Annotated in this window: 18 protein-coding genes and 1 pseudogene; 8 read left to right on the top strand and 11 right to left on the bottom strand. The window is 62.4% G+C overall.

The genetic code is table 11. The features are described 5' to 3' along the window. Positions 1-6 precede the first annotated feature (6 nt). From L901_RS24190 to L901_RS24175, 4 genes are read left to right on the top strand one after another with little or no spacing between them, the layout of a single operon-like run. On the top strand, positions 7-789 hold the full coding sequence (locus L901_RS24190) for an SDR family NAD(P)-dependent oxidoreductase (RefSeq protein WP_059760772.1): 783 nt from the start codon (positions 7-9) through the stop codon (positions 787-789). After that, entirely contained in the window at positions 789-1,703 is a 915-nt protein-coding gene (locus L901_RS24185) for a 2-dehydro-3-deoxygalactonokinase (RefSeq protein WP_059760770.1), read from the top strand. The genes L901_RS24190 and L901_RS24185 overlap by 1 nt, the downstream gene beginning before the upstream one ends. Before the next feature lie 15 nt (positions 1,704-1,718). After that, complete coding sequence (locus L901_RS24180; RefSeq protein WP_003521032.1) at positions 1,719-2,348, top strand: 2-dehydro-3-deoxy-6-phosphogalactonate aldolase; 630 nt, start codon at positions 1,719-1,721, stop codon at positions 2,346-2,348. A gap of 4 nt (positions 2,349-2,352) precedes the next feature. Then, positions 2,353-3,240: an SMP-30/gluconolactonase/LRE family protein gene (locus L901_RS24175; RefSeq protein WP_059760768.1), complete on the top strand. Its 888-nt coding sequence runs from the start codon at positions 2,353-2,355 to the stop codon at positions 3,238-3,240. Between the two features lie 268 nt (positions 3,241-3,508). Here the strand turns inward: L901_RS24175 and L901_RS24170 are convergent, their stop codons facing one another. Both L901_RS24170 and L901_RS24165 read right to left on the bottom strand, forming a co-directional pair. Continuing rightward, entirely contained in the window at positions 3,509-4,861 is a 1,353-nt protein-coding gene (locus L901_RS24170) for a bifunctional diguanylate cyclase/phosphodiesterase (RefSeq protein WP_003521030.1), read from the bottom strand. An 86-nt stretch (positions 4,862-4,947) separates the two neighbouring features. Beyond that, positions 4,948-6,567, bottom strand: coding sequence for a response regulator (locus L901_RS24165; protein WP_059760866.1), 1,620 nt, complete (start codon positions 6,565-6,567; stop codon positions 4,948-4,950). 409 nt (positions 6,568-6,976) lie between these two features. Here L901_RS24165 and mutL point away from each other — a divergent pair, with 409 nt between their 5' ends. Next, entirely contained in the window at positions 6,977-8,809 is a 1,833-nt protein-coding gene (gene mutL, locus L901_RS24160) for a DNA mismatch repair endonuclease MutL (protein WP_059760864.1), read from the top strand. Positions 8,810-8,948: 139 nt separating this feature from the next. Beyond that, entirely contained in the window at positions 8,949-9,170 is a 222-nt protein-coding gene (locus tag L901_RS24155; protein ID WP_020809536.1) for a DUF2093 domain-containing protein, read from the top strand. A 211-nt stretch (positions 9,171-9,381) separates the two neighbouring features. Here the strand turns inward: L901_RS24155 and lpxK are convergent. The 6 genes and pseudogenes from lpxK to L901_RS24125 all read right to left on the bottom strand — a co-directional run bounded on the left by lpxK (position 9,382) and on the right by L901_RS24125 (position 15,394). Next, positions 9,382-10,427, bottom strand: a pseudogene (gene lpxK / locus L901_RS24150) (tetraacyldisaccharide 4'-kinase). A 149-nt stretch (positions 10,428-10,576) separates the two neighbouring features. Then, positions 10,577-11,314, bottom strand: a complete 738-nt coding sequence (locus L901_RS24145; protein ID WP_059760766.1) for an HAD family hydrolase — start codon at positions 11,312-11,314, stop codon at positions 10,577-10,579. Then, positions 11,308-12,630 carry a lipid IV(A) 3-deoxy-D-manno-octulosonic acid transferase gene (waaA, locus tag L901_RS24140; RefSeq protein ID WP_003521024.1) on the bottom strand — a complete coding sequence of 441 codons (1,323 nt, stop codon included), beginning with the start codon at positions 12,628-12,630 and terminating at the stop codon, positions 11,308-11,310. Before waaA ends, L901_RS24145 begins: the two co-directional genes overlap by 7 nt. A gap of 216 nt (positions 12,631-12,846) precedes the next feature. Further along, positions 12,847-13,086: a DUF4170 domain-containing protein gene (locus L901_RS24135; RefSeq protein ID WP_003521023.1), complete on the bottom strand. Its 240-nt coding sequence runs from the start codon at positions 13,084-13,086 to the stop codon at positions 12,847-12,849. A gap of 61 nt (positions 13,087-13,147) precedes the next feature. Then, positions 13,148-13,954, bottom strand: a complete 807-nt coding sequence (locus L901_RS24130; RefSeq protein ID WP_059760764.1) for a 3'(2'),5'-bisphosphate nucleotidase CysQ — start codon at positions 13,952-13,954, stop codon at positions 13,148-13,150. Positions 13,955-14,047: 93 nt separating this feature from the next. Next, the gene (locus L901_RS24125) at positions 14,048-15,394 is read right to left on the bottom strand and encodes a TldD/PmbA family protein (RefSeq protein WP_059760862.1); all 1,347 of its coding nucleotides are present in this window, start codon (positions 15,392-15,394) and stop codon (positions 14,048-14,050) included. Positions 15,395-15,510: 116 nt separating this feature from the next. Here L901_RS24125 and L901_RS24120 point away from each other — a divergent pair, with 116 nt between their 5' ends. After that, the gene (locus L901_RS24120) at positions 15,511-17,340 is read left to right on the top strand and encodes a monovalent cation:proton antiporter-2 (CPA2) family protein (protein ID WP_059760762.1); all 1,830 of its coding nucleotides are present in this window, start codon (positions 15,511-15,513) and stop codon (positions 17,338-17,340) included. Between the two features lie 174 nt (positions 17,341-17,514). Here L901_RS24120 and L901_RS24115 read toward each other — a convergent pair whose 3' ends face one another. The 3 genes from L901_RS24115 to L901_RS24105 all read right to left on the bottom strand — a co-directional run bounded on the left by L901_RS24115 (position 17,515) and on the right by L901_RS24105 (position 21,101). Further along, positions 17,515-18,453 (bottom strand): patatin-like phospholipase family protein, encoded by a 939-nt coding sequence (locus tag L901_RS24115; protein ID WP_059760760.1) that lies wholly within the window; start codon positions 18,451-18,453, stop codon positions 17,515-17,517. Positions 18,454-18,640: 187 nt separating this feature from the next. Then, the gene (gene rsmD, locus L901_RS24110) at positions 18,641-19,198 is read right to left on the bottom strand and encodes a 16S rRNA (guanine(966)-N(2))-methyltransferase RsmD (protein ID WP_003522938.1); all 558 of its coding nucleotides are present in this window, start codon (positions 19,196-19,198) and stop codon (positions 18,641-18,643) included. Then, positions 19,179-21,101: a pseudouridine synthase gene (locus L901_RS24105; RefSeq protein ID WP_059760758.1), complete on the bottom strand. Its 1,923-nt coding sequence runs from the start codon at positions 21,099-21,101 to the stop codon at positions 19,179-19,181. Before L901_RS24105 ends, rsmD begins: the two co-directional genes overlap by 20 nt. A 71-nt stretch (positions 21,102-21,172) precedes the next feature. Between L901_RS24105 and L901_RS24100 the strand changes: the two genes are divergently transcribed. Continuing rightward, positions 21,173-21,631: a nucleoside deaminase gene (locus tag L901_RS24100; protein WP_059760756.1), complete on the top strand. Its 459-nt coding sequence runs from the start codon at positions 21,173-21,175 to the stop codon at positions 21,629-21,631. Positions 21,632-21,674: the final 43 nt, after the last annotated feature.

Here is a 21,674-nt window from a genome sequence, read left to right as displayed (position 1 = left end):
CCTTTCATGGACGAGATGACGCCGATGACGCAAGCCCAATTTCCGGACCTCAAGGATGCGGGCGTGCTCGTCACCGGCGGCGGTTCCGGCATCGGGGCATCGCTGGTGGAAGCCTTTGCGATGCAGGGCGCGAAGGTTTCGTTCATCGATATCGCCGAAGAGCCGAGCCTGGCGCTCGTCAAGCGGCTTGCAACGACGACGCCGCATCCGGTCCACTTCTTCAAGACCGACCTTCGCGATATTGCGGCGATCGGAAAGACGGTGGAGGCGGCGGCTTCCGCCACCGGCGGCATCAAGGTGCTGGTCAACAACGCCGCCTGGGACGACCGCCACGACATAGACACGGTGACGGAGGCCTATTGGGACGCCAATCAGGCGGTCAATCTCAAGCAGATGTTCTTCACGGTTCAGGCAGCCCTGCCCTATCTGCGGCAGGCGAAGGACGCCTCCATCGTCAATTTCTCGTCCATCTCGTTTCTGCTCAACATGGGCGAGCTGCCCTCCTATGCGGCGGCCAAGGCCGGCATCATCGGCCTGACGAAAAGCCTTGCCGGACGGCTGGGGCCGGAAAATATCCGCGTCAACACGCTGCTGCCCGGCATGATCGTGACGGAGCGGCAGAAGGAACTATGGCTGACGGATGAGGGCATTGCCGCCACCACCGCGCGGCAATGTCTGAAACGCACGCTCGTCGCCGCCGATCTGGCTGGCCCGTGCCTGTTTCTCGCATCATCGGCATCGGGCGCCATCACGGCGCAATCCATAATCGTAGACGGAGGCCTCCTATAATGTCTGAACCCGCTTTCATCGCCGTCGACTGGGGCACGACCAGTTTCCGGCTCTGGCTCATGAGCCGATCGGGCGCGGTGCTGGCGGAGCGCAGAAGCACGGAAGGCATGACCACCGCCATGCGGACCGGTTTTGCCGATGTGCTGCAATCGCATCTCGACGCCATCGGCGCGCCGGAAGGTTTGCCGGTTCTCGTCTGCGGCATGGCAGGCGCGCGGCAGGGCTGGGTCGAGGCGGGTTATATCGACGTGCCGGCACCGCTTTCGGCCGTTCTCGATGGGGCGGTTCGCGTGCCGGGCCAGGTGCGGGATGTGCGTATTCTGCCGGGGCTGGCGCAACGGGACAAAAACGCGCCCGATGTCATGCGCGGCGAGGAAACGCAATTGCTCGGCGCTCTCGCTTCCTCGGACGCCGGTGAAAAGCTGGTCTGCATGCCCGGCACCCATTCCAAATGGGTAACCGTGAAGGATGGCGGCGTGACGGGTTTCGCCACGTTCATGACCGGCGAACTCTTCGAAGTCGTCTCGAAACAGACGATCCTTTCCCATGCGGTGGCCGAGGCGGAAGCCTTTACCGGCGAGCATGAGGCTTTCACGGCCGCGGTGCGCGACATCTACGCCAATCCGCAGCTTGCGACCAATCGCTTTTTCACCCTTCGCTCCGGCCAGTTGCTGCACGGCCTCACCGCCACCGATGCCAAGGCCAAGCTTTCCGGCATCATGATCGGGCTGGAAATCGCCGGCGCGCATTCGACAGCGCGGCGCGAGACGCCGGTGGTGCTGATCGGCTCCGGTGCGCTCGGCGCGCTTTACGAAGGCGCCTTCACCGCCCTTGATATCCACTATACGGTCATCGATGCAGACGAGGCCGTGCGGCGCGGATTGCTGGCCGCTGCAAATGCCATCTGGCCATAAGAAGAAAGATCGACCATGCGTATTCCCTTCCCTTCCATCAAATATCCGTTGATCGCCATCCTGCGCGGTCTGAAGCCCGAGGAAACCGAAGGCGTCGTCGGCGCGCTGATCGAAACCGGCTTCCGGGCCATTGAAATTCCGCTCAACTCGCCCGATCCGTTCCGCTCCATCGAGATCGCCGCGAAGATGGCGCCCGCCGATTGCCTGATCGGCGCGGGCACCGTGCTCAGCGTGGAAGACGTGGCCTCGCTGGATGCGGCCGGCGGCAAGCTGATGGTGAGCCCCAATGCCGACGCCGATGTGATCGTTGCCGCGCGCGTCAAGGGCATGGTGACGATGCCGGGTGTTCTGACCCCCACCGAGGCGCTGGTGGCCGCGAAGGCCGGCGCGACCGGGCTGAAATTCTTTCCCGCCAGCATCATCGGCCCCGCCGGCATCAACGCGATCCGGACGATCCTGCCGAAGGATCTGGTGATCGCCGCCGTCGGCGGCGTCTCGGACAAGAATTTCGCTGAATATACCTCGGCCGGTATCGTGGCTTTCGGCCTTGGCACCAGCCTTTACAAGCCGGGCATGACGGCAGCGGAGGTGCGCGAACGCGCCACTGTCACACTTTCAGCCTATGATGCAGCCATCGGAGGATAAGAGCTTGGCGACTGTTTTTCCCTTTGCCGGACGTGTTCTGGACGAGACGCCGATGCTGCTCGGTGAAGGCCCGACCTTCGACCCTGCGACCGGCACCGCCTGGTGGTTCAATATTCTCGAGCGGGAACTGCATGAGCTGCATCTCGCCTCCGGCCGCAAGACCGTGCACGCCCTGCCCTTCATGGGCAGTGCGCTCGCCAAGGTCAGCGACAGCAAGCAGCTGATCGCCTCCGATGACGGGCTTTTCCTGCGCGACACGGCAACCGGCGTGCTGACGCTGCATGCGGAGCTGGAAAAGGATTTGCCCGGCAACCGCTCCAATGACGGGCGCATGCACCCCTCCGGCGCGCTGTGGATCGGCACCATGGGCCGCAAGGCGGAGACCGGTGCGGGCAGCATCTATCATGTCGCGAAGGGCACCGTGACCAAGCTCTTTGCCGAGATCAGCATTCCGAATTCGATCTGCTTTTCGCCCGATGGCGCGACGGGATATTACGTCGATACCAAGGTGAACAGGCTGATGCGGGTGCCGCTCCATGCGGAGACCGGCCTTCCCGCGGGCAAGGCTGAAGTCTTCATCGATTCCACCGGTATCAAAGGCGGCATCGACGGGTCGGTCTGCGATGCCGAAGGGCATATCTGGAACGCCCGCTGGGGCGTAGGCGCTGTGGATCGTTACGACACGGACGGCAATCACATTGCCCGATATGAGGTGCCCGGCGGACAGACGACCTGCCCGGCCTTCATCGGCCCCGACGCATCGCGCCTTCTCGTCACCTCGGCGCGCGAACATCTCGATGACGACGCCATTGCCGCCAATCCGCAGCATGGGTTGACGTTCGAGCTGGGGGTTGAGGTGAAGGGTCGGTTCGAGCCGCTTTACAGGCTCTAAGGCGCGGCGCAGGCCGCACGCAACAAAACGTGGAGAGCCTTCTGGCAAGGGTTGTTCCCGAAACGACCTCCCTCATTCCTGTGCTTGTCACAGGAATCTAGCCAGCCCAAGTCCTTGGGCTGAAAGGAGTCGTTTCGCCGCGCAGACGCGCGTCGGCTGGATTCCTGTGACAAGCACAGGAATGAGGGTTGTGGGGATGCGCCGGCGCACACAAGCTTGGCCGAGATGCAGTTTTCTCCAACAAGCGTCACGGCCAAGCCGTACCGCCTCAGGAAATATCCGACAATATCTCGCGGTAATTCTCGTGCAGATACCGCTGGGTCGCGGCGGCATCGGCAGGGCGGCCGTAGAAATAGCCCTGCCCCATGGCGCAGCCGAGCGCGCGCAGCTTTTCCTCTTCCGCCCGTTCTTCGATCCCCTCGGCCACGACTTCGAGATCGAGCCCTTCGCACATGGCGACGATGGCCTTGATGATATGTTCGGAAGGGCGGTCGCTGCTGATGCGCGACACGAAGGCGCGGTCGATCTTCACCTTGTCGAAGGTGAAATCGCGCAGACGGCCGAGGCTCGACTGGCCGGTGCCGAAATCATCCAGAGAAATGCGAACGCCGGCGCTCTGCAATTCGCTGATGATGCGCTGGGCGGTATCGGCGGAAGTCATCACAGCCGTTTCGGTGATCTCAAGCTCCAGCCGGTGCGGATCGAGGCCGACACGCGAGAGGATGGAGAGAATATTGTCCGCCGTGCTGGGGTCCATCAATTGCGCGGAAGAGAGGTTGAAGGACAGGAAGAGTTCACGCGGCCAGAACAGGGCTGCCTCCGCCGCCTTTCGGAGCAAAGCTTCCGACAGCGCATCGATGAAACCGCGCTCTTCGGCAAGCGGCACGAAAACGGCGGGCGATACGAAACCGAGATCGGGATCGTTCCAGCGGGCGAGCGCCTCGAAACCGATGACCTTCGCCTCTTCCAGCCTGACGATGGGCTGGAAATGCACGTCGATGGCATCGGTTATGATGGCGTTTCTGAGCGCCTGTTCCAGTTGCGTGGCGCGCTTCATTTCCTGCGCGATTTCGCGCGAATAGACGGTGATCTGGCCGCGGCCACGTCTCTTGGAGCGATAGAGCGCCGTCTCGGCGCTTTTCAGTAAATCCTCGAATTCATCGCCGGCAAAAGGATAGATGGCGAAACCGAAGGAGGAAGACAGGCGGACATTGCGATCGCCGAGATCGTAAGGGGCCGAAAGCACGTCCTTGATCATGTTGCCGATGCGCTCGGCGCCCGTGCGCTCGAACACCAGCGGCAGCACGAAGGCGAATTCGTCGCCGTCATGGCGCGTCACGACCGCGCCATCGGGAATGCAGGCCTTCAGCCGGTGCGCGACCTGACACAGGATTTCATCGCCCGCCTGCACGCCGAACAGATCGTTGATGGGTTTGAAGCCGTCTATATTGGCGATGCCGACCGTGAAGGGCGCCGGATCGCTGGAGCGCTCGCTGGCAAGCATGCGAATCTTGTCCCGCAGACGGTAGCGGTTGCCGAGCCCCGTCAGCGGGTCGCTGTAGGCCATCGCCTGCAGCTCGTTCTGGCTGACCTGCAACGTTTGCGGCTCTGCCCGTTTCATTCCTGCATCTCGTGAATCCTGTGTCGACCGCGCTCACAATGCAGGGCAAGTATTAAAAAAGCCATAGCCTCCCGACAAAGGCAATTTCAGGCCTGCAGCCGCAGGACATCCTTGCCGAAAAGCCGCAGGAAAACCGCCTCGACCATATCCGGGCTGACGGGTTTCAGCAGCATGTCGTCCATGCCGGACGCCCGGCATTTGTCGAGATCGCCCTCGAAAGCGTGGGTGATGACGCCGACGATGGGAATGTGCTTCTCGCCGCAAAGACCGCGCATGCGGCGCGCGACTTCGAAGCCGTCGATATCGCCCAGCGTCGTGTCGAGCAGGACGGCGGAAGGCGGCTGTTCGGAAAAGAGACGCAGGGCTTCCTCGCCCGAGGTGGCAAGCCGCCAGGAAAGCCCGAGGCCCTCGAGTATCTGCGAAAAGACGATCTGGTTGACCCTGTTATCCTCGACGAGAAGTATATCGCAGACGCCGCCGGTCTTGAGGATTTCCGGAAGATCCTCCGTCATGATCTCCCAGTCCTCGTCGGCGGCTTTCTCCTTCGGGGACGATTGCAGCCCGGCCGCAAGATAATGCAGCAGCGAAGCGTCTATCTCCTCTTCCTCGATGGTGACGACGGGCAGATCATGCGCGGCGGCAATATCGAGGCAGGCGACGCTCATCTGGGCGTCGACAACGACCACATCGATGCTCACGCCGGCGGAGGTCGCGACGTCGATGAAGGCACGCTGCTCGTCCTCGCTCGTCACCGCCGCATGGTCCATGCCGCCCGCCGTCAGCCGGCGACCGGCGGCTTGCGCAAAGCGTCCGTTTTCAGAGACGATCAGCACCGCCTTGCTTTTTAAAACCCCGCCGCGATTGTCCGTTTCTTCGTCCTTGCCATAGGTGGAGGCGACGAAAGGGACATGTTCGAGCGAGGGAATGACGGGCGTGCCGTTGGCATCGATGGTGGCGAGAGCGGTCACGTCCTCCATCGTCGTCACCAGGAAATATCGGCCGGGCCTGCCCACACGCTGCTTGCGGGTGATGGTCAGCACCTCTTCGCCGTTCAGCCGCCGCACCCTTTCGGGGATGACGCTCGGCGTGCCGCTATCCAGCACCATACGATCGGCAATATCGATCCTTCCGGCGACCTTGCGCGAGTGGAGATCGAAAACGGTGCGGCCGAGAATGCTCTCGGGGCTGGTTTCGACCAAAGCGCAGGCGGATTTGTTGACGGCGGCATAGGCCATGTTCCGGTCCTTGACGAAGACGGGAAACGGCAGATTGTCGAGAATATCCTCGATGAGCTGCACGCGCTCGAGGTCGATGCGCCATTGCTCTTCACGTTTCTTCTGTTCGGAAATATCGGCAACCACGCTGATGCCGAGGCCGGACGGCAGACGGTTCATGACGAAGCGCAGGAAGCGTTCTCCCTTCAGCCGCTCGGTTTTTTCCGATCTTTCCTTCCAGTGCAGCGCCAGCCGCTCGCCGATCCATTCCTCCCGGCCGAGCGGGCGGGCATTGGCGGAGAGGCTTTCCGCCTCGAGCAGATAACAATCGTAAAGCGCGCTCAGATAGTCGCGCAGCCGCGCGCCCGGGCCGATGACGGCCTCTTCCAGCGGAAAAAAGCTCAAGAGTTTCCGGCTTGCGAAAATAATGTGATCGTTCCGGTCGTAAACGACGATCGCCGCGCCAAGCGCGTCGCAAAGGGCATCAAGCATCACCGTATGAACGCCCGCGCCAGAGGACGCCAAATCACTCAACTGCAAACTCCCGCCTGTTTTTCAGGGGTCAGGCTTATGTTTCTAGTGGAATCGTCCAGGGCAGATGCCGGGATGAAACGAAGAATTCCGAAAAAGAGACATCAGGGTTTGCAACTTGAAGCAGTCTTGAGGGGAAGATGACGCTCACCCATATTCGACGTCACACACCGCCCGGCGAAGGCGGCCCCGTTCCTGCGGTCATTTCAAGCCGCCTCACCATAATCAAGGCCGATTAAAGGCGGATTAACGCTTAACGCCATGTTGACGGAAATGATCGAATGCCAGACAGGCCGCAAAACATGTGCAAATTTCCGCAGCTCGAGTTTTTTGCTTTCGAAGCCACGGCGAATCCGCGAAAATGACGATCATGGCCATCAAGCAGCTTTCAGAAACCCTCATCAACCAGATCGCCGCCGGCGAGGTCATCGAAAGGCCCTCTAGCGCCACGAAGGAACTGGTGGAAAACGCCATCGACGCGGGCGCGACGCGGATCGAGATCGCCACGGCGGGCGGCGGCAAGGGGCTGGTGCGGATCACCGACAACGGCTCCGGCATGTCGCCTGCCGATCTGGAGCTTGCGGTCCGGCGTCACTGCACCTCGAAGATTTCCGATACGCTGGACGATATCCGCACGCTCGGGTTTCGCGGCGAGGCGCTGCCATCCATCGGCTCCGTCGCCAAGCTGACAATCACCAGCCGGCAACAGGGCGCGGAACAGGGTTCGGTGATTTCCGTTACCGGCGGCAAGGTGTCCGATGTGCGGCCCGCCGCCTCGAACGCCGGCACCATCGTCGAGGTGCGCGACCTGTTCTTCGCCACGCCGGCGCGGTTGAAATTCCTGAAGACAGAACGCGCCGAGGCGGCCGCCATCACCGAGGTCGTCAAACGGATGGCGATCGCCTTTCCGCATATCCGTTTCGTGCTCTCCGGCACCGACCGCTCGACGCTTGAAATCCCTTCGACCGGCGACGATCATCTTGGCCGCATGGCGCAGATTCTGGGTGCCGAGTTCAAGGACAACGCCATCGAGATCGATGCCGGGCGCGAGGATGTGACGCTGACCGGTTTTGCCGGCGTGCCGACCTTCAATCGCGGCAACTCGGCGCATCAATATGTCTTCGTCAATGGCCGCCCGGTGCAGGACAAGCTGCTTTTATCCGCCATTCGCGGCGCCTATGCCGAAACCGTGCCGCATGGGCGATATCCGGTCGCGGTGCTGTCCATCACGCTCGATCCCGCCTTTGTGGATGTGAACGTGCACCCGGCAAAATCCGACGTGCGTTTTCGCGATCCCGGCCTCATTCGCGGGCTGATCGTCGGAGCGATCCGGCAGGCGCTGACGCGTGACGGCGACAGGGCCGCAACGACGGGTGCAAGCCAGATGATGAACGCCTTCCGCCCCGGCTACAGCCCGTCCGGCCTCCGGCCCTCGCCTTCCATGGCAGCCCCCGCGCCGTGGTCCGCCGCCACCTCGCCCTCCCGCCCGCTTGCAATTTCAGGCGGGGCGCAATTTGCGGAGGCCGTGCAGTCACGCTTTTCCGACATCACCATGCCGACGGCGCGGGCCGAACCTCGGGACACTGACGAGACCGCCGCAAGCCCCTCGCCAGAACCTGTGCTTTATCCTCTCGGAGCCGCGCGGGCGCAGCTGCACGAGAACTACATCATCGCGCAGACGGAAAACGGCCTCGTCATCGTCGATCAGCATGCCGCGCATGAGCGGCTGGTGTTCGAACAGATGCGCAATGCGCTGCATTCCAGGCGGCCGCCTTCGCAGGTGCTGCTCATCCCAGAGATCATCGATCTGCCGGAAGAGGATTGCGACCGGCTGATGGATCATGCCGTCGGTTTCGATGCGCTGGGGCTCGTCATCGAGCGTTTCGGGCCGGGCGCAGTCGCCGTCCGGGAAACGCCCGCCATGCTGGGCGAGGTCAACGTGCAGGGGCTGGTGCGCCAGCTTGCCGACGAGATCGCCGAATGGGACGCCGCCTCCACGCTTGCCAACAAGCTGGAATATGTCGCGGCCACCATGGCTTGCCACGGCTCCGTGCGTTCCGGCCGGCGGATGCGGCCGGAGGAGATGAACGCGCTTCTACGGCAGATGGAAAACACGCCGGGTTCCGGCCAGTGCAATCACGGCCGTCCGACCTATATCGAACTGAAACTTTCCGATATAGAACGGCTCTTCGGCCGTAGCTGACGCCGCAAGCAGGCGGGGCTGGCCTTGCGCCGCGCCGGGCTATATAAATTTGAGATACTGGAGCACCCAATTGTTCAGGAAAACGCTGCGCCGTTTCGGACTGGGTGCCCTGACGGGACAGAGCAGGAGACGAAAACGGATGAACAGATTTGAGGGAGGCGGCAACCGCCTCGCCGTCATCGAATATCTCGACGGTGACTTCCGCATCGTCCAGACCGGCTCGCACGTCATCTGCGCCATCACCGGCAAAAGCATTCCGCTCGATGAGCTGCGCTACTGGAGCGTGGCGCGGCAGGAGGCCTATGTGGATGCGGCGGCTTCGCTGGAAGCCGAAAAGAAGGCTGGCAATTTGCCGGCGTGAGTTGGGAAGCGGCGCGCAGAGTATTTCCAGTAAATACATAGCGGTTTTCGTCCGGGAAAAATTCCAAAAGACTGCAAACGCCTTCAACACCCGGCGTCATCCTCGGGCCTGTCCCGAGGATCCAATCACCTATCGTAAAATCGATAGGCCGCAGATGCTTGGGACAGGCCCGAGCATGACGGAGGAGAGGTTTTCGGATTGCCATCACCCTCTAAAGCGACGTCCGCGCATTGTCCCGCAGCAGGCGCGCACGGCAGTTCCTCACCGCCGTATCGATGATCGTCGCGGCCGCGTTGGGGTCGTCGAACACCATGTCGATTTCGATCACCAGGCTGTTCCACAGCAATTCTTCCGCCCGGCCGTGGTGCCCGTTAAGCCGCACGGCGTCCTTGGCCGTCGTCACCAGTTGCAGGTTCTCTTTGCCGGCATCCTGCAGAAGATCGGCGATCTCATCGTCGCTAAATGGTGATGATCCGGGAAAGAGCGCTGCAGCACGATATCGCCGCCGAGCGCCTCGACGGTTCGATAGAACTTGGTCGGATCGGCGATGCCCGCATAGGCCAGCACGCGCCTTCCCCTGAAATCCTGCGGCTCCTGCGGCGTGATCGCCGCCACGAAGACGGGTTTGGCGGCCTTTGCCGCCTGCCGGACCAGGGCATCGGCCGCATGGCCGTTACCGACCTTCAGGAGCCCGGTCATGTGCCGCATCTGTTCGGCAAGCGGCGCCCTCACCGGGCCGCCCGGCACGAGATGGCCGTTGCCGATGCCGCGCATCGTATCGATGACGACAAGCGCATAATCCAGCGTCAGGCGTGCGCTCTGGAAACCGTCATCCATGATGATGAGATCGACGCCCTCCTTCACGAGCCGGTGTGCGCCTTCCACGCGCTTGCGGGAAATGACCGTGACCGCCTCTCGCGCCAGGAGCAGCGGCTCATCGCCGACATCGGCCGAGCGGTGCTGTCCGGGATCGACAAGGGTGGTGACGTCGAGCGTGCCGCCGTAACCGCGGCTGAGAAATCCGGGTTTCAGGCCTTTTGCAACGGCGGCTCTCGCAATTGCCATCGCCGTCGGTGTCTTGCCGGCGCCGCCCACGGTGAAGTTGCCGATGCAGATGACCGGAACGGCAACGCTTGCCCTCTTCGCCGTTCGCATCCGCCGGCCGGCGATCTTGCCGTAAAGAAGCGAGAAAGGAGACAGGAGCCACGCCTGCCAGCCCGCTTTCTGCCACCAGAACGGCGGCGCTTCAGAAACCATCTATTCCCGCTCCCGGCCGCGTCGCCCACGGCATTCCGTTCGCCCGTCACATGTCAGGAGGTTGTTTGCCAGAAAAAACCGTAAATTGCAAAAATGGAATAAACGAGTTTGATGGAGCCGCACCCGGCCCGGCGGAAATTCCACCGGGTTCAGAGAGCCCGTTCCGGCAAAAGCGCTTCAAGCGCGGTGATGTCGTCGAAACAAAAATCGGCATCGGCGCCGAGGCTTTCGCGTGAGCCTGTTCCCGTCAAAACAGCGATACGCAGACCGGCACCGGCATTTTTCGCCATGTGCAGATCGTGATTATTGTCGCCGACCACCGCCACACGCTCCGGCGGGAAGCCTATCGCCTTGCAGAAACCGAGAACCATGCCGGGCTGCGGCTTGGTGCCGTAACCGCTGTCATATCCCGCGACAAAATCGACATCCTTTTCGAAACCGAAGCGGATGGCCGTCTGGCGGATGGAGTTTTCATTGTCGCTGGAGGCGATGCCGAGCTTGTAGCCGCGCGCCTTCAACCTTGCGAAAAACGCCTTGAGATCGGTGACAGGTACGGATTTATCCGCCGCCTCGGTGAACAACCGGTCGAGGCGCGCCGTCAGTTCCCCGACATCGCAGGGCGAACCGGCGGCAACCAGACCGGCGGCGATTTCCGCCGTATTGCCGGCGGCCAGAAGGCTGTCCGGTACGACATGACCGGTAACGGGGTCCATGCCGCAGGCGGAAAGAAGCCGGTCGGCAAGAACGGGATCGCCCTTGGCGGCAATCGCAGCAAGCTCGCGGTTCACCGGACCCCAGCTGGCGTCATAGCCCAGAAGCGTGCCGTCCTTGTCGAAAAGGACTGCGGCAATCGATTGCGCCGCGTTGAGTTCGATATCCGCTACCATGAGCCGATGGCGCTCCGCGGTTGCAGCTTGGCGGAAACGGTAAGCGGATTGATATAGGGTTCCAGCGCCTTGACGGTGGAGGACAGCGCGCCGCGCATATCCTGAATGACCCGGTTGCCCGCATCGATCATCTTGTAACGCTCATTGTCGTTGACCAGCAGATAGTGCACCGCCTTGGCCAGCATCTCCACATCGCGGATGATACGACCGCCGCCGGCGCGGATCAGCTTCTGATAGGCCTCGCGGAAATTCTGCACATGTGCGCCAGACAGGACGGCGCAGCCGAGCATGGCCGGTTCCAGCGGGTTCTGCCCGCCCTCGGCAGTCAAGGAGCGGCCGACGAAGGCAAGCTCGGTCAGCCGCAGGTAAAGCCCCATTTCGCCGATGGAATCGCCGAGGAAAATATCGGTTTCCGGGGTGATCACGTCATTGCGGCTGCGGCGGGCGACCGAAAGATTCATGCCCTTCAGCATCGCCTCGACATCGTCGCCGCGCTCGGGATGGCGCGGCACGATGATGGTCAGTTGCCCATTGCGCGACTTGATCGCCGCATGCACGGTGGCGGCAGCCTTCTCTTCGCCGTCGAAAGTGGAGATGGCGGCCCATGTCTTGCGATTGCCGACCTGCTTGCGATAGCTCTCCAGAAGCGCCTCGTCGCAGGGCGGCGGGTCGGTGTCGCCCTTGAGGTTGCCTGAAATCACCACCGGCCAGGAGCCGAGATCGCGGAAGCGTTCGGCATCGAGATCGGACTGCGCAACCACAAGCGCCAGCTTGGAAAACAGCGATTCAGCAATGTCATGCCGGGCTTTCCAGCGGTCGAAGGAACGGTCGGAGAGACGTGCATTGACCCGGATCTGCGGAATGTGCCGGCGTTCCAGCTCCATCATCGTCACCGGCCAGATTTCCGATTCAGCGGTGATGGCGGCATCCGGCGCCCAATAGGTCAGGAAACGGTTGACCGCGATCTTGATATCGAGCGGCACATATTGGTGGATCACATCGTCGCCGAGCCGCGTGCGGGTCAGTTCGGCCGAGGTGACGGTGCCGGTGGTCAAAAGCACGAAGATGTCGCGCTTGCGGATTTCGCGGATCAGCGGAATAAGCGCCAGAGTTTCGCCCACGCTTGCGGCATGGAACCAGACCAGCGGCCCACGCGGGCGCTCGGCGCTGGCATAACCGAAGCGTTCGAGCCGACGGCGCTTGTCTTCCTTGCCCTTCGCCGCCCGGTAGGAAAGATAGGGCTTCGCGAACGGGTAAGCGGCGATACCGGCAATGCGGTAACCGGAAAGAGCGAAACGTGCGATACGGCTGCTCATGACATTCTGCCCTTGATCATTCCGCGCAATGCCCTTCCCCTGTTTTTGGTTGTTATCGCCGCCTACTTCTTCTCAAATTGCGTCATTTTTTGTCATCGGAAACGAAAGCGCGATCACATTTTCTCGCCCCGGTATTCCCGGCCTGCGCCGCTCGCGCAGGAATCACGGGAAAACTCGCTTTCACCCAATAGTATTACAACGCAAGGGCAAAAGGACTCAAATTTTGTCGTCCGGATTGAGAAGACGGTGCATATGCACGATAAAATAACGCATATGGGCGTTATCGACAGTCATCTGCGCCTTGGACTTCCATGCGGTGAGCGCGGAAGCATAGTCCGGATAGATACCGACGATATCGAGCGCCTTCAAATCCCGGAACTGAACATCCTGAAGGTTTTCCAGTTCGCCGCCGAATACGAGGTGCAGCAGCTGTTTCTGTTTGCCAGATTCCGTCATGTCTTTGTCTCTTTCTTAAACTCTGAGAGAGGCATTCATCTGCGGGATTTCCCGGCAAACGTCAACTGTCAGACAGATGTGAAAACGCTTTCAAAAGTGCAGGCAGCGCATAATCTGCTGCGGCGCACAATGCGGGGTGGTTCACCTGCCGGCGATTATACATCAGAGGTTTTCCATCCAGCCCGACCAGCCGGCCGCCGGCCTTCTCCAGAATGAGGTCGGCGGCGGCGAGATCCCACTCGTGCGAGTTCGCCTTGACCAGCGTTCCGTCGATGCGGCCATCCGCCACCATGGCCAGCCGGTAGGCGAGCGAGGGCACGTGCGGAATGCGCTTGACGCCGCCCCGCACCTCTTCCGGCAGATGCGCGATCACGTCTTCGGGTGCCGCCAGATGGAAGATGCCGGCATTTTCGCGCGCGGCAAAAACGGGCGCCCCGTTTTTCAGCGCTTCGCCGCCTTCAAATGCGGTGAATTCCTCGGCAAGCGCCGGGGCGACAAGGGCCGCGGCCACCGGCCGCCCCTCATGCACCACCGCGACGCTGACGCACCAGGTATCCCGGCCGCCGATGAAGGCGCGGGTGCCATCGATGGGGTCGACGACGAAGACGGTGGAACGGGAAAGCCTGGCCGTATCGTCATCCGTCTCTTCAGAAAGCCAGCCATAATCCGGCCGGGCGGAGCGCAGGATGGTTTCGAGGATTTCATTGGCGGCGTAGTCGGCCGCGCTGACGGGCGAAAGCCCGCCATTCTTCCACCAGACCTCGGGATCCTTGCGGAAGAAACCGAGGGCCGTCTCGCCCGCCTTGCGGGCGGCTTCGAGGACCAGCCTCAGATCGGAGGCCCAGCGGGCCTCAGCCATATCGTTCATTTTGCCGTCTTTTCCGCGCGCCTCACACGGCGCGCCTGTTTTTCTTTTCGCACTTGCACACAAAGTGCTGGCGAAAACAACCCGCAGGCCGTCTCACTTGCCCGCGATCGTCATGCCTTCGATGGCGAGCGTCGGGGCCGCGACGCCGTATTTGCGGTCGATATCATTGGCCGGCGTGACCCGCATGAACATGTCCTTCAGGTTCGAGGCGATGGTGACCTCGGAAACCGCAAAGGTCTTTTCGCCGTTCTCGATCCAGAAACCGCTCGCCCCGCAGCTATATTCACCCGTGATCATATTGGCGCCGTGACCGATCAGCTCGGTAACGTAAAAGCCGGTTCCGACCTGTCTCAGCAGGTCCTCCGGCGAGATGTCGCCCGGCTCCAGCGCCAGATTGGTGGAAGCCGGCGAAACCGCCGTGCCGCCACGCACGCCGCGACCGTTGGTTTCAAGGCCGAGTTCCCGCGCCGCCGAGGTGGACAAGAACCAGTGCTTGAGAACTCCGTCCTCGATCATCGTCATCTTCTCGCCGCGCACGCCCTCGCCATCGAAGGGACGCGAGGACGGGCCGCGCACGATCTGCGGATCGTCGGTGAGATAGAGGCCCTTTTTCAGAACCTGCTGGCCCATCTTATCGCGCAGGAAGCTGGTCTTGCGGGCAACCGACGCGCCGTTGATGGCGCCGGCAATCGCACCGACAAAACCGCGGGCGATGCGCGGATCGAAAACCACGGTAATGTTGCTGCCGGTATCGACCTGACGCGGACCGACGCGGCGCACCACTTTTTCACCGGCGCGGCGGCCGATTTCTTCGGCGGCATCGAGATCGGCATAATAAAGGCGGCTGTCGAAATCGTAGTCGCGCTCCATCTTCGTGCCTTCGCCGGCAATGACGCTGACGGAACGGCTGAAGCGGCTGCCCATATAGCTGCCGGAAAAACCGTGGGATGTGGCAAGGACAAGGCCGCCCATGCCGCTCGATGCGCCGGCGCCGGAGGAATTGCTGACGCCCTTGACCGCCAGCGCTGCCTCTTCCGAAGCAAGGGCCGCCTCGCGCAGCTGATCCGCCGATACTTCCGTCGCATCGAAAAGCTCGAGATCGTCATAGGAGGTCGCCAGCCGTTCCCTGTCGGCGAGGCAGGCAAAGGGGTCTTCCGGCGAGACCTTGGCCATGGCTACCGCCCGTTCCGCCAAGGTCTTCAGGTCGAAGCCCGGATTGGCCGAAACGCTCGCCACCCGGCGGCCAACGAAGACGCGCAGGGAAAAATCGTCGCTTTCGGAGGATTCAGTGCTTTCCACCTTGCCGAGCCGCACGCCGACCGATTGCGAGCGGGAGCGGACGACAACGGCATCCGCCTCATCCGCACCGGCGGCGCGGGCAAGATCGACAAGCTGGCTGGCGCGATCGAGAAGTTTGGAAGAATCTATTTCTGAGGACATGAGTTGGCCTTTCATTCCTGTTCCATTTATTGTGCCAGCAACCCCGCATCAAGGGCGAAACGCCGCTTTCTCCATTCGCACGGTATTGTCGCCACCCTATTCGAAAGTCCGCCCGCATGACCGAGCACGACGCTCTCTTTTCCGAACCCCTGCTGCTTCTGGCCGGCGCGGTCATCGCGGCCTCGGTTTTCCGCAAGCTCGGGCTTGGCACCGTGCTCGGTTATCTGGTGGCGGGCATCATCATCGGGCCGTTCCTGCATCTGGTCACGGATGCGAAGGACATCTTCAACGTCTCGGAACTCGGCGTGGTTTTCCTGCTCTTCATCATCGGGCTGGAACTGAAACCGTCGCGCATCTGGCAGATGCGGCGCGATATTTTAGGGCTGGGGATGGCGCAGGTGCTGGTGACGGGCAGCGTGCTGGCGGCCATTGCCTGGTGGGCAGGGCTGATCGACTGGCGCGGCAGCCTCGTCGCCGGTTTCGGCCTTGCGCTTTCCTCCACCGCCTTTGCGCTGCAAATCCTTGCCGATGACGGCGACATGAATACGCGGCACGGCAACCGCTCCTTTTCGATCCTGCTGTTTCAGGACCTCGCCATCGTGCCGCTTCTTGCCCTCGTCACCATTCTTTCCAACCGGCCGGATGTGCCGACGGATTCGATGGTGTCCGATCTCATCGCCTCCGTCGTTGCCGTGGCCGGCATGGTGCTGGCCGGGCGGTATCTGCTGACGCCGATGTTCCAGATCATCGCCCGCACCGGTGCGAGGGAGGTGATGATCGCCGCCGCCCTCTTCGTCATCATCGGCGCCGCCGCCATCATGGAGGCGGTGGGCTTGTCGATGGGCATGGGGGCGCTGCTGGCGGGGCTGATGCTGTCGGAATCCTCCTACCGGCACGAGCTGGAAGCCGATATCGAGCCGTTTCGCGGCCTGTTTCTGGCGCTGTTCTTCATGGCGGTCGGCATGTCGCTGCATATTCATATCGTCTATGAGCATATTCTGCTCATCCTGATCGCCGTGCCGGCGATGATGGCGGTGAAGGCGGCGCTGATCTATGGCCTCTGCCGCATCGCCGGCTCGTCGCGTTATGCATCGAGCCGCATCGCGCTGCTTCTGGCGCAGGGCGGCGAATTCGGCTTCGTGCTCTTCACCACGGCTGCCGCCTCCGGGCTGTTTCCGCAGGCGACGGCCTCGATCCTCGTTGCCGTCGTCACGCTTTCCATGGCGCTGACGCCGCTTCTGGCGGTGATTTCACGCCGGCTGACGGCGGAGGATGCGGAAGAGGACAAACTGGAAGAGGATTTCGACGGGGCGGGCGCGGATGTGCTGATGATCGGCTTTTCCCGCTTCGGCCAGATCGCCTCGCAGATCCTTCTCGCCGGCGGGCGCGACGTGACCGTCATCGATAGCTCGGCAGACCGCGTGCGGCAGGCCGCCCGTTTCGGCTTCCGCATCTTTTTCGGCGATGGCACCCGCAAGGACGTGCTGATCGCCGCCGGCATCGAGCGGGCCGATCTCGTTGCGGTCTGCACCCACAAGAAGGAGGTGACCGACCGTATCATCGACATGATCCAGTCGGAATTTCCGAGCGTGCGCATCTATGCCCGCTCCTATGACCGCGTGCATTCCCTCGACCTCAGGAAAAAGGGCGTGGAATATGAAATCCGCGAGACGCTGGAATCGGGCCTGCTGTTCGGCAGGCGCATTCTGGAGGGGCTGGATATGGATGGCGAAAGGGCGCTGGCGATTGCCGACGACATTCGCGAACGCGACGAGGAGCGGTTGCAGCTACAGGCCGTGGAAGGCCTCGCCGCCGGCCGGCAGATGCTGCACAACAAGCCGGTGCGCGAGGTGAAGCCCGAACCGCTGATGAAGCCGAAGACCAAGGCGGAAAAGTGGGAAGAAGAAGAGGATGCGGAGGACAGCGAGACGGAAGTTTCGCTGTAAATTGAGTTCAACTTAGTGACTGGAAGCGCACCGCTTGTTTCTTCTCCCCGCCGGGGAGAAGTCCGCGGCAGCGGGATGAGGGGGCAAGGGTAGCGATATTCGGAGAGGGCGCCCCCTCATCCGGCCCTTCGGGCCACCTTCTCCCCCTCGGGGAGAAGGAAAGGGGCGGCAACCTCACTTAACTTGTCGGGCCTCCACGCCCTGCCCGCGGTGAAACAGTTCCACCTGCATATCGATCTGCCGTTTCAGATCGTCCTTGATGCCGGCAGATGCGTTCAGCACCTCTTCGGACTTCAGGAAATCCAGCACACCGAAACGGTGCACGGGCGGGCGCAGGAAAATATGCGGCGGGCGTAACCTCAGTTTCAGGGCAATCGCCGCCTGCATCATCAGCTGGCTGGCGCCGAACAGGCTGTCCAGCCGGTTCGGCATGGTGGTTCCGTCGCCTTCCGGACCGCCGACGACATCGACGCCGATGACGATATCGGCGTGGTCCAGCAGATGCTCATAGGGCACCGGATTAAAAATGCCGCCGTCGATCATGATGCGGCCATCGATACGCACCGGCATGAACAATGCGGGAATGGCGGCAGATGCGGCCAGCGCCTGGATGATCTCACCGCGCTCCACCACCACTTCGGTCTGGGCGTAATAATCCGTGGCTATCACTTTGAGCGGAATGGCAAGCTCGGAAAAATCCTTCGGCAGAGCCTGCGGCATCAAGGCGTGCAGGATGAGTTCGAGGTTGAACTGCCCGAGGCGAAAACCGTCCACCGCATGGCGCATCGATGCCGGGCCGAGGCTCCAGAGCCGGTTGGCGACCGAGCCTTTTCGTCCCATCAGTTCAAGCGTGTATTCACGGATCTCCCGGCCGGTCATGCCGGCCGCCATGCCCGCGCCGATGATGGAGCCGATGGACGAACCGGAAATCGCCACGGGCCGGATGCCGAGTTCGTCCAGCGCCTCGATGACGTTGATGTGGCAGATGCCGCGTGCGCCGCCGCCGCCGAGCGCCAGTCCGAAAGTCGGCTCATGGCCGCCCGCGCCGTCACCTTCGAGAACCTCTTCCCCGGCGCGGACGATCATTATGCTCTCGTTTACACCCTGCTCCATGCGAATACCCAAATTCTTTCCACGGCAAAGACTCTGCCTATTGCGCAAACAAGACAAGACCGTGGCGTGACGGGAAACGCTCCTGTTAGAGCATTTTCGCTTTTCTTCGAATCGCGAAAACACTCTAACTCTTTGTTCTATCGCATTTCCGGACGGAAAACCGGGCTCCAGTTTTCCTGGAAATGCTTTAGGGCTCGTAACGGTAGAAATGCATTTTCGTATCGCCGAAGATGCGGCTTTCGAGCGGTTTGAAAACCGGATCGACCTTGACCGTCACATCGCCGCGCTCTTCGAGAATGGCGAGCGCGCCGGGGTTCAGCCAACCGCCGCCATGGGCAGCCGCGAAAGCCTTTTCCCCATGGCCGTAGCCATAGGGCGGATCGGCGAAGAGAAGATCGAAGGGCTCTATATTGTTGACGCCGCCGAGCTTGGTGGCGTCACGCCGCAGAATGCGGGCGCGGCCATGCAAACCCAGCGCATCGATATTTTCCCAGAGCAGCCCCCTGCCCTCCACGCCGTTTTCGACGAAGAGCGCCACGCGACAGCCGCGCGAAAGCGCCTCCAGACCGACCGCACCGGTTCCGGCGAAAACGTCCAGAACGCGCGTGCCATCCAGACTTTCCGGATAGGCATGGCTCAGAATATTGAAGAGGCTTTCCCGCGTCCTGTCGATGGTCGGACGAATGGAATTCGATTTCGGCGCGGCCAGTGTCCGGCCGCGGAACTCACCGCCTACGATCCGCATTACGTGTCATTCCCCTGCCTCCAGAAGGTTTGCCACCCGGGCCTTTGCCGCCCGGCTTGCCGCCGCCGGGACCACCGGGGCCTTTGCTCTTGCCTGAGAAACCCGAACGTTCGCCACGTTCGCCCGATTTTCCGAAAGATGGCTTGCCGAATCCGGATTTACCGGCCGGCTTGCCGCCACGGGGCTTGTCTCCCGCCGGGCGCTCGCCGCGTGGGCGGTCACCGTCTTCACGGGGCCTGTCGCGGAACGGGCGATCACCGAAAGGTTTTTCGCCACGTGGGCGGTCGCTGCGCGGGCGGTCGCCCTCTTCGCGCGGCTTGTCACGAAACGGCCGGTCGCCGAAAGGTTTGCTGCCGCGTGCCGGGCGGTCGCCGAAGCTCTTTTCACCGCGCGGACGGTCGCTGCGCGGGCGATCACCTTCTTCACGCGGCTTGTCGCGGAATGGCCGGTCGCCGAACGGCTTTCCGCCGCGTCCACCGCGATCACCAAAACTCTTTTCGCCACGCGGACGGTCGCCGCGTCCGCGACCGCCTTCTTCTTCGCGTGGGGAATCCGAACGGATCCACTCGCCCTCGGCATCGGCATGCCGCACGACGTTGCGCCGCGCTTCGTCCTGGGCGGAAGGCTTCTTGAAGAGGTTTTCGGCTTCCGCGCGGGCGGAAGACTTGCGTTCCTTGCCGTCACGGGTGGGCCTTGCACCGGGCGCCATCCAGACATTGGCCGTGCGGCTGGTGCCGGCGGCCTGGCGTGGGCGGCGGTCGTCGCCTTCATCCTCGCTGCGGCCCTTGGCGCCAAATTTCCCGGCGGGCTTGGAGCCGAACTTGCCGGCCGGCTTGTCGCCGCGCTTGGTGTCGAGACGGCCGAGCGCCTTTTCACGACGGTCTTCGGACTTGCCGCTCTTTTCAAAGCGCGGCTTGCCTTCCGGGGCATCGCTCTTTGCCCATTCGGATTTTACGGGCCGCTTCGGCGCGTCGTCTTCTTCATCCTCAACGGGCGCATTGTAGATCGGCGCGTCGAAATTCGCGCCGGCCTGTTCGATCAGACGCGGGCCGAGCTGGTCGCGCAGCATACGGCCGCGCACTTCCAGCACCTTGCCTTCAGCGAGATCGCCGAGCTGGAACGGGCCGTAGGAAACGCGGATCAGGCGGTTGACCTCGAGACCGAGCGCGCCGAGCACGTTCTTGATTTCGCGGTTCTTGCCTTCACGCAGGCCCATGCTGATCCAGACATTGTGGCCCTGGGTGCGGTCGAGCGTGGCGTCGATTGCGCCGTAGAGCACGCCGTCGACGGCAATGCCTTCCTTCAGCTTGTCGAGTGCGGCCTGATCGACCTCGCCATGGGCGCGCACGCGGTAGCGGCGCAGCCAGCCGGTGGTCGGCAGTTCCAGCACGCGGGAAAGTCCGCCATCGTTGGTGAGCAGCAGCAGGCCTTCGGTATTGATATCGAGGCGGCCGATGGAGAGCACGCGCGGCAGTTCACCCGGCAGATTGTCGAAAACGGTTGGGCGGCCTTCCGGGTCGGAGTTGGTCGTCACCAGACCGGCGGGCTTGTGGTAAAGCCACAGGCGCGTGCGCTCGGCGCCGCGAATCGGCATACCGTCGACTTCGATCTTGTCGGACAGCGTGGCGTTCACCACCGGCGTATCCAGCTTGACGCCGTTCAGCGACACGCGACCTTCCATGATCATGCGCTCAACATCGCGGCGCGAGGCGACGCCTGCGCGCGCCATGATCTTGGAAATGCGCTCGGGCTTGGAAGCGCCAACGGTTTCCGGCACCGGGGCGGCCTTTGCCTCGGTCGGTTTCTTTTCGCGCTCTGCGGCGGGCTTGCCGGGGCCTTTCGGCTTCCTGTCGCGGCTAAATGTCTTGCCGCCGTCACGCTTCGGCTTGTCTTTAAAAGTCATTTGCTGTTTGCCTGTTGTTTGGGCTGTCCTATCAGGTCCAAGCACAAGGGTTAAGAGGAAATTGAAACGCAATGGCCGAAAGGACGCATTTCATGGAGCTGGCGCTTTCGGAAGCCCGTGCCGCGGCTAAGCGGCAGGAGGTTCCGATCGGCGCGGTACTGGTTATGGACGGCCGCGTCATCGCCCGTTCCGGCAATCGCACCCGTGAATTGAACGATGTGACGGCTCACGCCGAAATCGCCGTGATCCGCATGGCCTGCGAAGCGCTGGAGCAGGAACGCCTGCCCGGCGCCGATCTCTACGTGACACTGGAGCCCTGCACCATGTGCGCGGCGGCGATTTCATTCGCCCGTATCCGCCGGCTCTATTACGGCGCGCGAGACCCGAAGGGCGGCGCAGTGGAGAGTGGCGTGCGTTTCTTCAGCCAGCCGACATGCCACCATGCGCCGGATGTCTATTCGGGACTGGCGGAAAGCGAAAGTGCGGAAATCCTGCGGCAATTTTTCCGCGAGAAACGTCTCGACGATTGAGCGGCCGGCGGGAGGCGCAAGCTTTCCCGCAGGCCATCAGCCA

The organism is Agrobacterium sp. D14 (assembly GCF_001526505.1).
GTDB classification, from domain to species: Bacteria; Pseudomonadota; Alphaproteobacteria; order Rhizobiales; family Rhizobiaceae; genus Agrobacterium; species Agrobacterium leguminum.
The sequence above is the reverse complement of the archived record's forward strand: the minus strand, read 5'-3'. Positions and strand labels throughout refer to the sequence as shown.

Bases quoted from the DNA above. Each gene is read 5' to 3' on its own strand.
- L901_RS24190 (WP_059760772.1), top strand. From the start codon at position 7: ATGGACGAGATGACGCCGATGACGCAAGCCCAATTTCCGGACCTCAAG.
- L901_RS24185 (WP_059760770.1), top strand. From the start codon at position 789: ATGTCTGAACCCGCTTTCATCGCCGTCGACTGGGGCACGACCAGTTTC.
- L901_RS24180 (WP_003521032.1), top strand. From the start codon at position 1,719: ATGCGTATTCCCTTCCCTTCCATCAAATATCCGTTGATCGCCATCCTG.
- L901_RS24170 (WP_003521030.1), bottom strand. From the start codon at position 4,861: ATGAAACGGGCAGAGCCGCAAACGTTGCAGGTCAGCCAGAACGAGCTG.
- L901_RS24165 (WP_059760866.1), bottom strand. From the start codon at position 6,567: ATGCTTGATGCCCTTTGCGACGCGCTTGGCGCGGCGATCGTCGTTTAC.
- mutL (WP_059760864.1), top strand. From the start codon at position 6,977: ATGGCCATCAAGCAGCTTTCAGAAACCCTCATCAACCAGATCGCCGCC.
- L901_RS24155 (WP_020809536.1), top strand. From the start codon at position 8,949: ATGAACAGATTTGAGGGAGGCGGCAACCGCCTCGCCGTCATCGAATAT.
- L901_RS24145 (WP_059760766.1), bottom strand. From the start codon at position 11,314: ATGGTAGCGGATATCGAACTCAACGCGGCGCAATCGATTGCCGCAGTC.
- waaA (WP_003521024.1), bottom strand. From the start codon at position 12,630: ATGAGCAGCCGTATCGCACGTTTCGCTCTTTCCGGTTACCGCATTGCC.
- L901_RS24135 (WP_003521023.1), bottom strand. From the start codon at position 13,086: ATGACGGAATCTGGCAAACAGAAACAGCTGCTGCACCTCGTATTCGGC.
- L901_RS24130 (WP_059760764.1), bottom strand. From the start codon at position 13,954: ATGAACGATATGGCTGAGGCCCGCTGGGCCTCCGATCTGAGGCTGGTC.
- L901_RS24125 (WP_059760862.1), bottom strand. From the start codon at position 15,394: ATGTCCTCAGAAATAGATTCTTCCAAACTTCTCGATCGCGCCAGCCAG.
- L901_RS24120 (WP_059760762.1), top strand. From the start codon at position 15,511: ATGACCGAGCACGACGCTCTCTTTTCCGAACCCCTGCTGCTTCTGGCC.
- L901_RS24115 (WP_059760760.1), bottom strand. From the start codon at position 18,453: ATGGAGCAGGGTGTAAACGAGAGCATAATGATCGTCCGCGCCGGGGAA.
- rsmD (WP_003522938.1), bottom strand. From the start codon at position 19,198: ATGCGGATCGTAGGCGGTGAGTTCCGCGGCCGGACACTGGCCGCGCCG.
- L901_RS24105 (WP_059760758.1), bottom strand. From the start codon at position 21,101: ATGACTTTTAAAGACAAGCCGAAGCGTGACGGCGGCAAGACATTTAGC.
- L901_RS24100 (WP_059760756.1), top strand. From the start codon at position 21,173: ATGGCCGAAAGGACGCATTTCATGGAGCTGGCGCTTTCGGAAGCCCGT.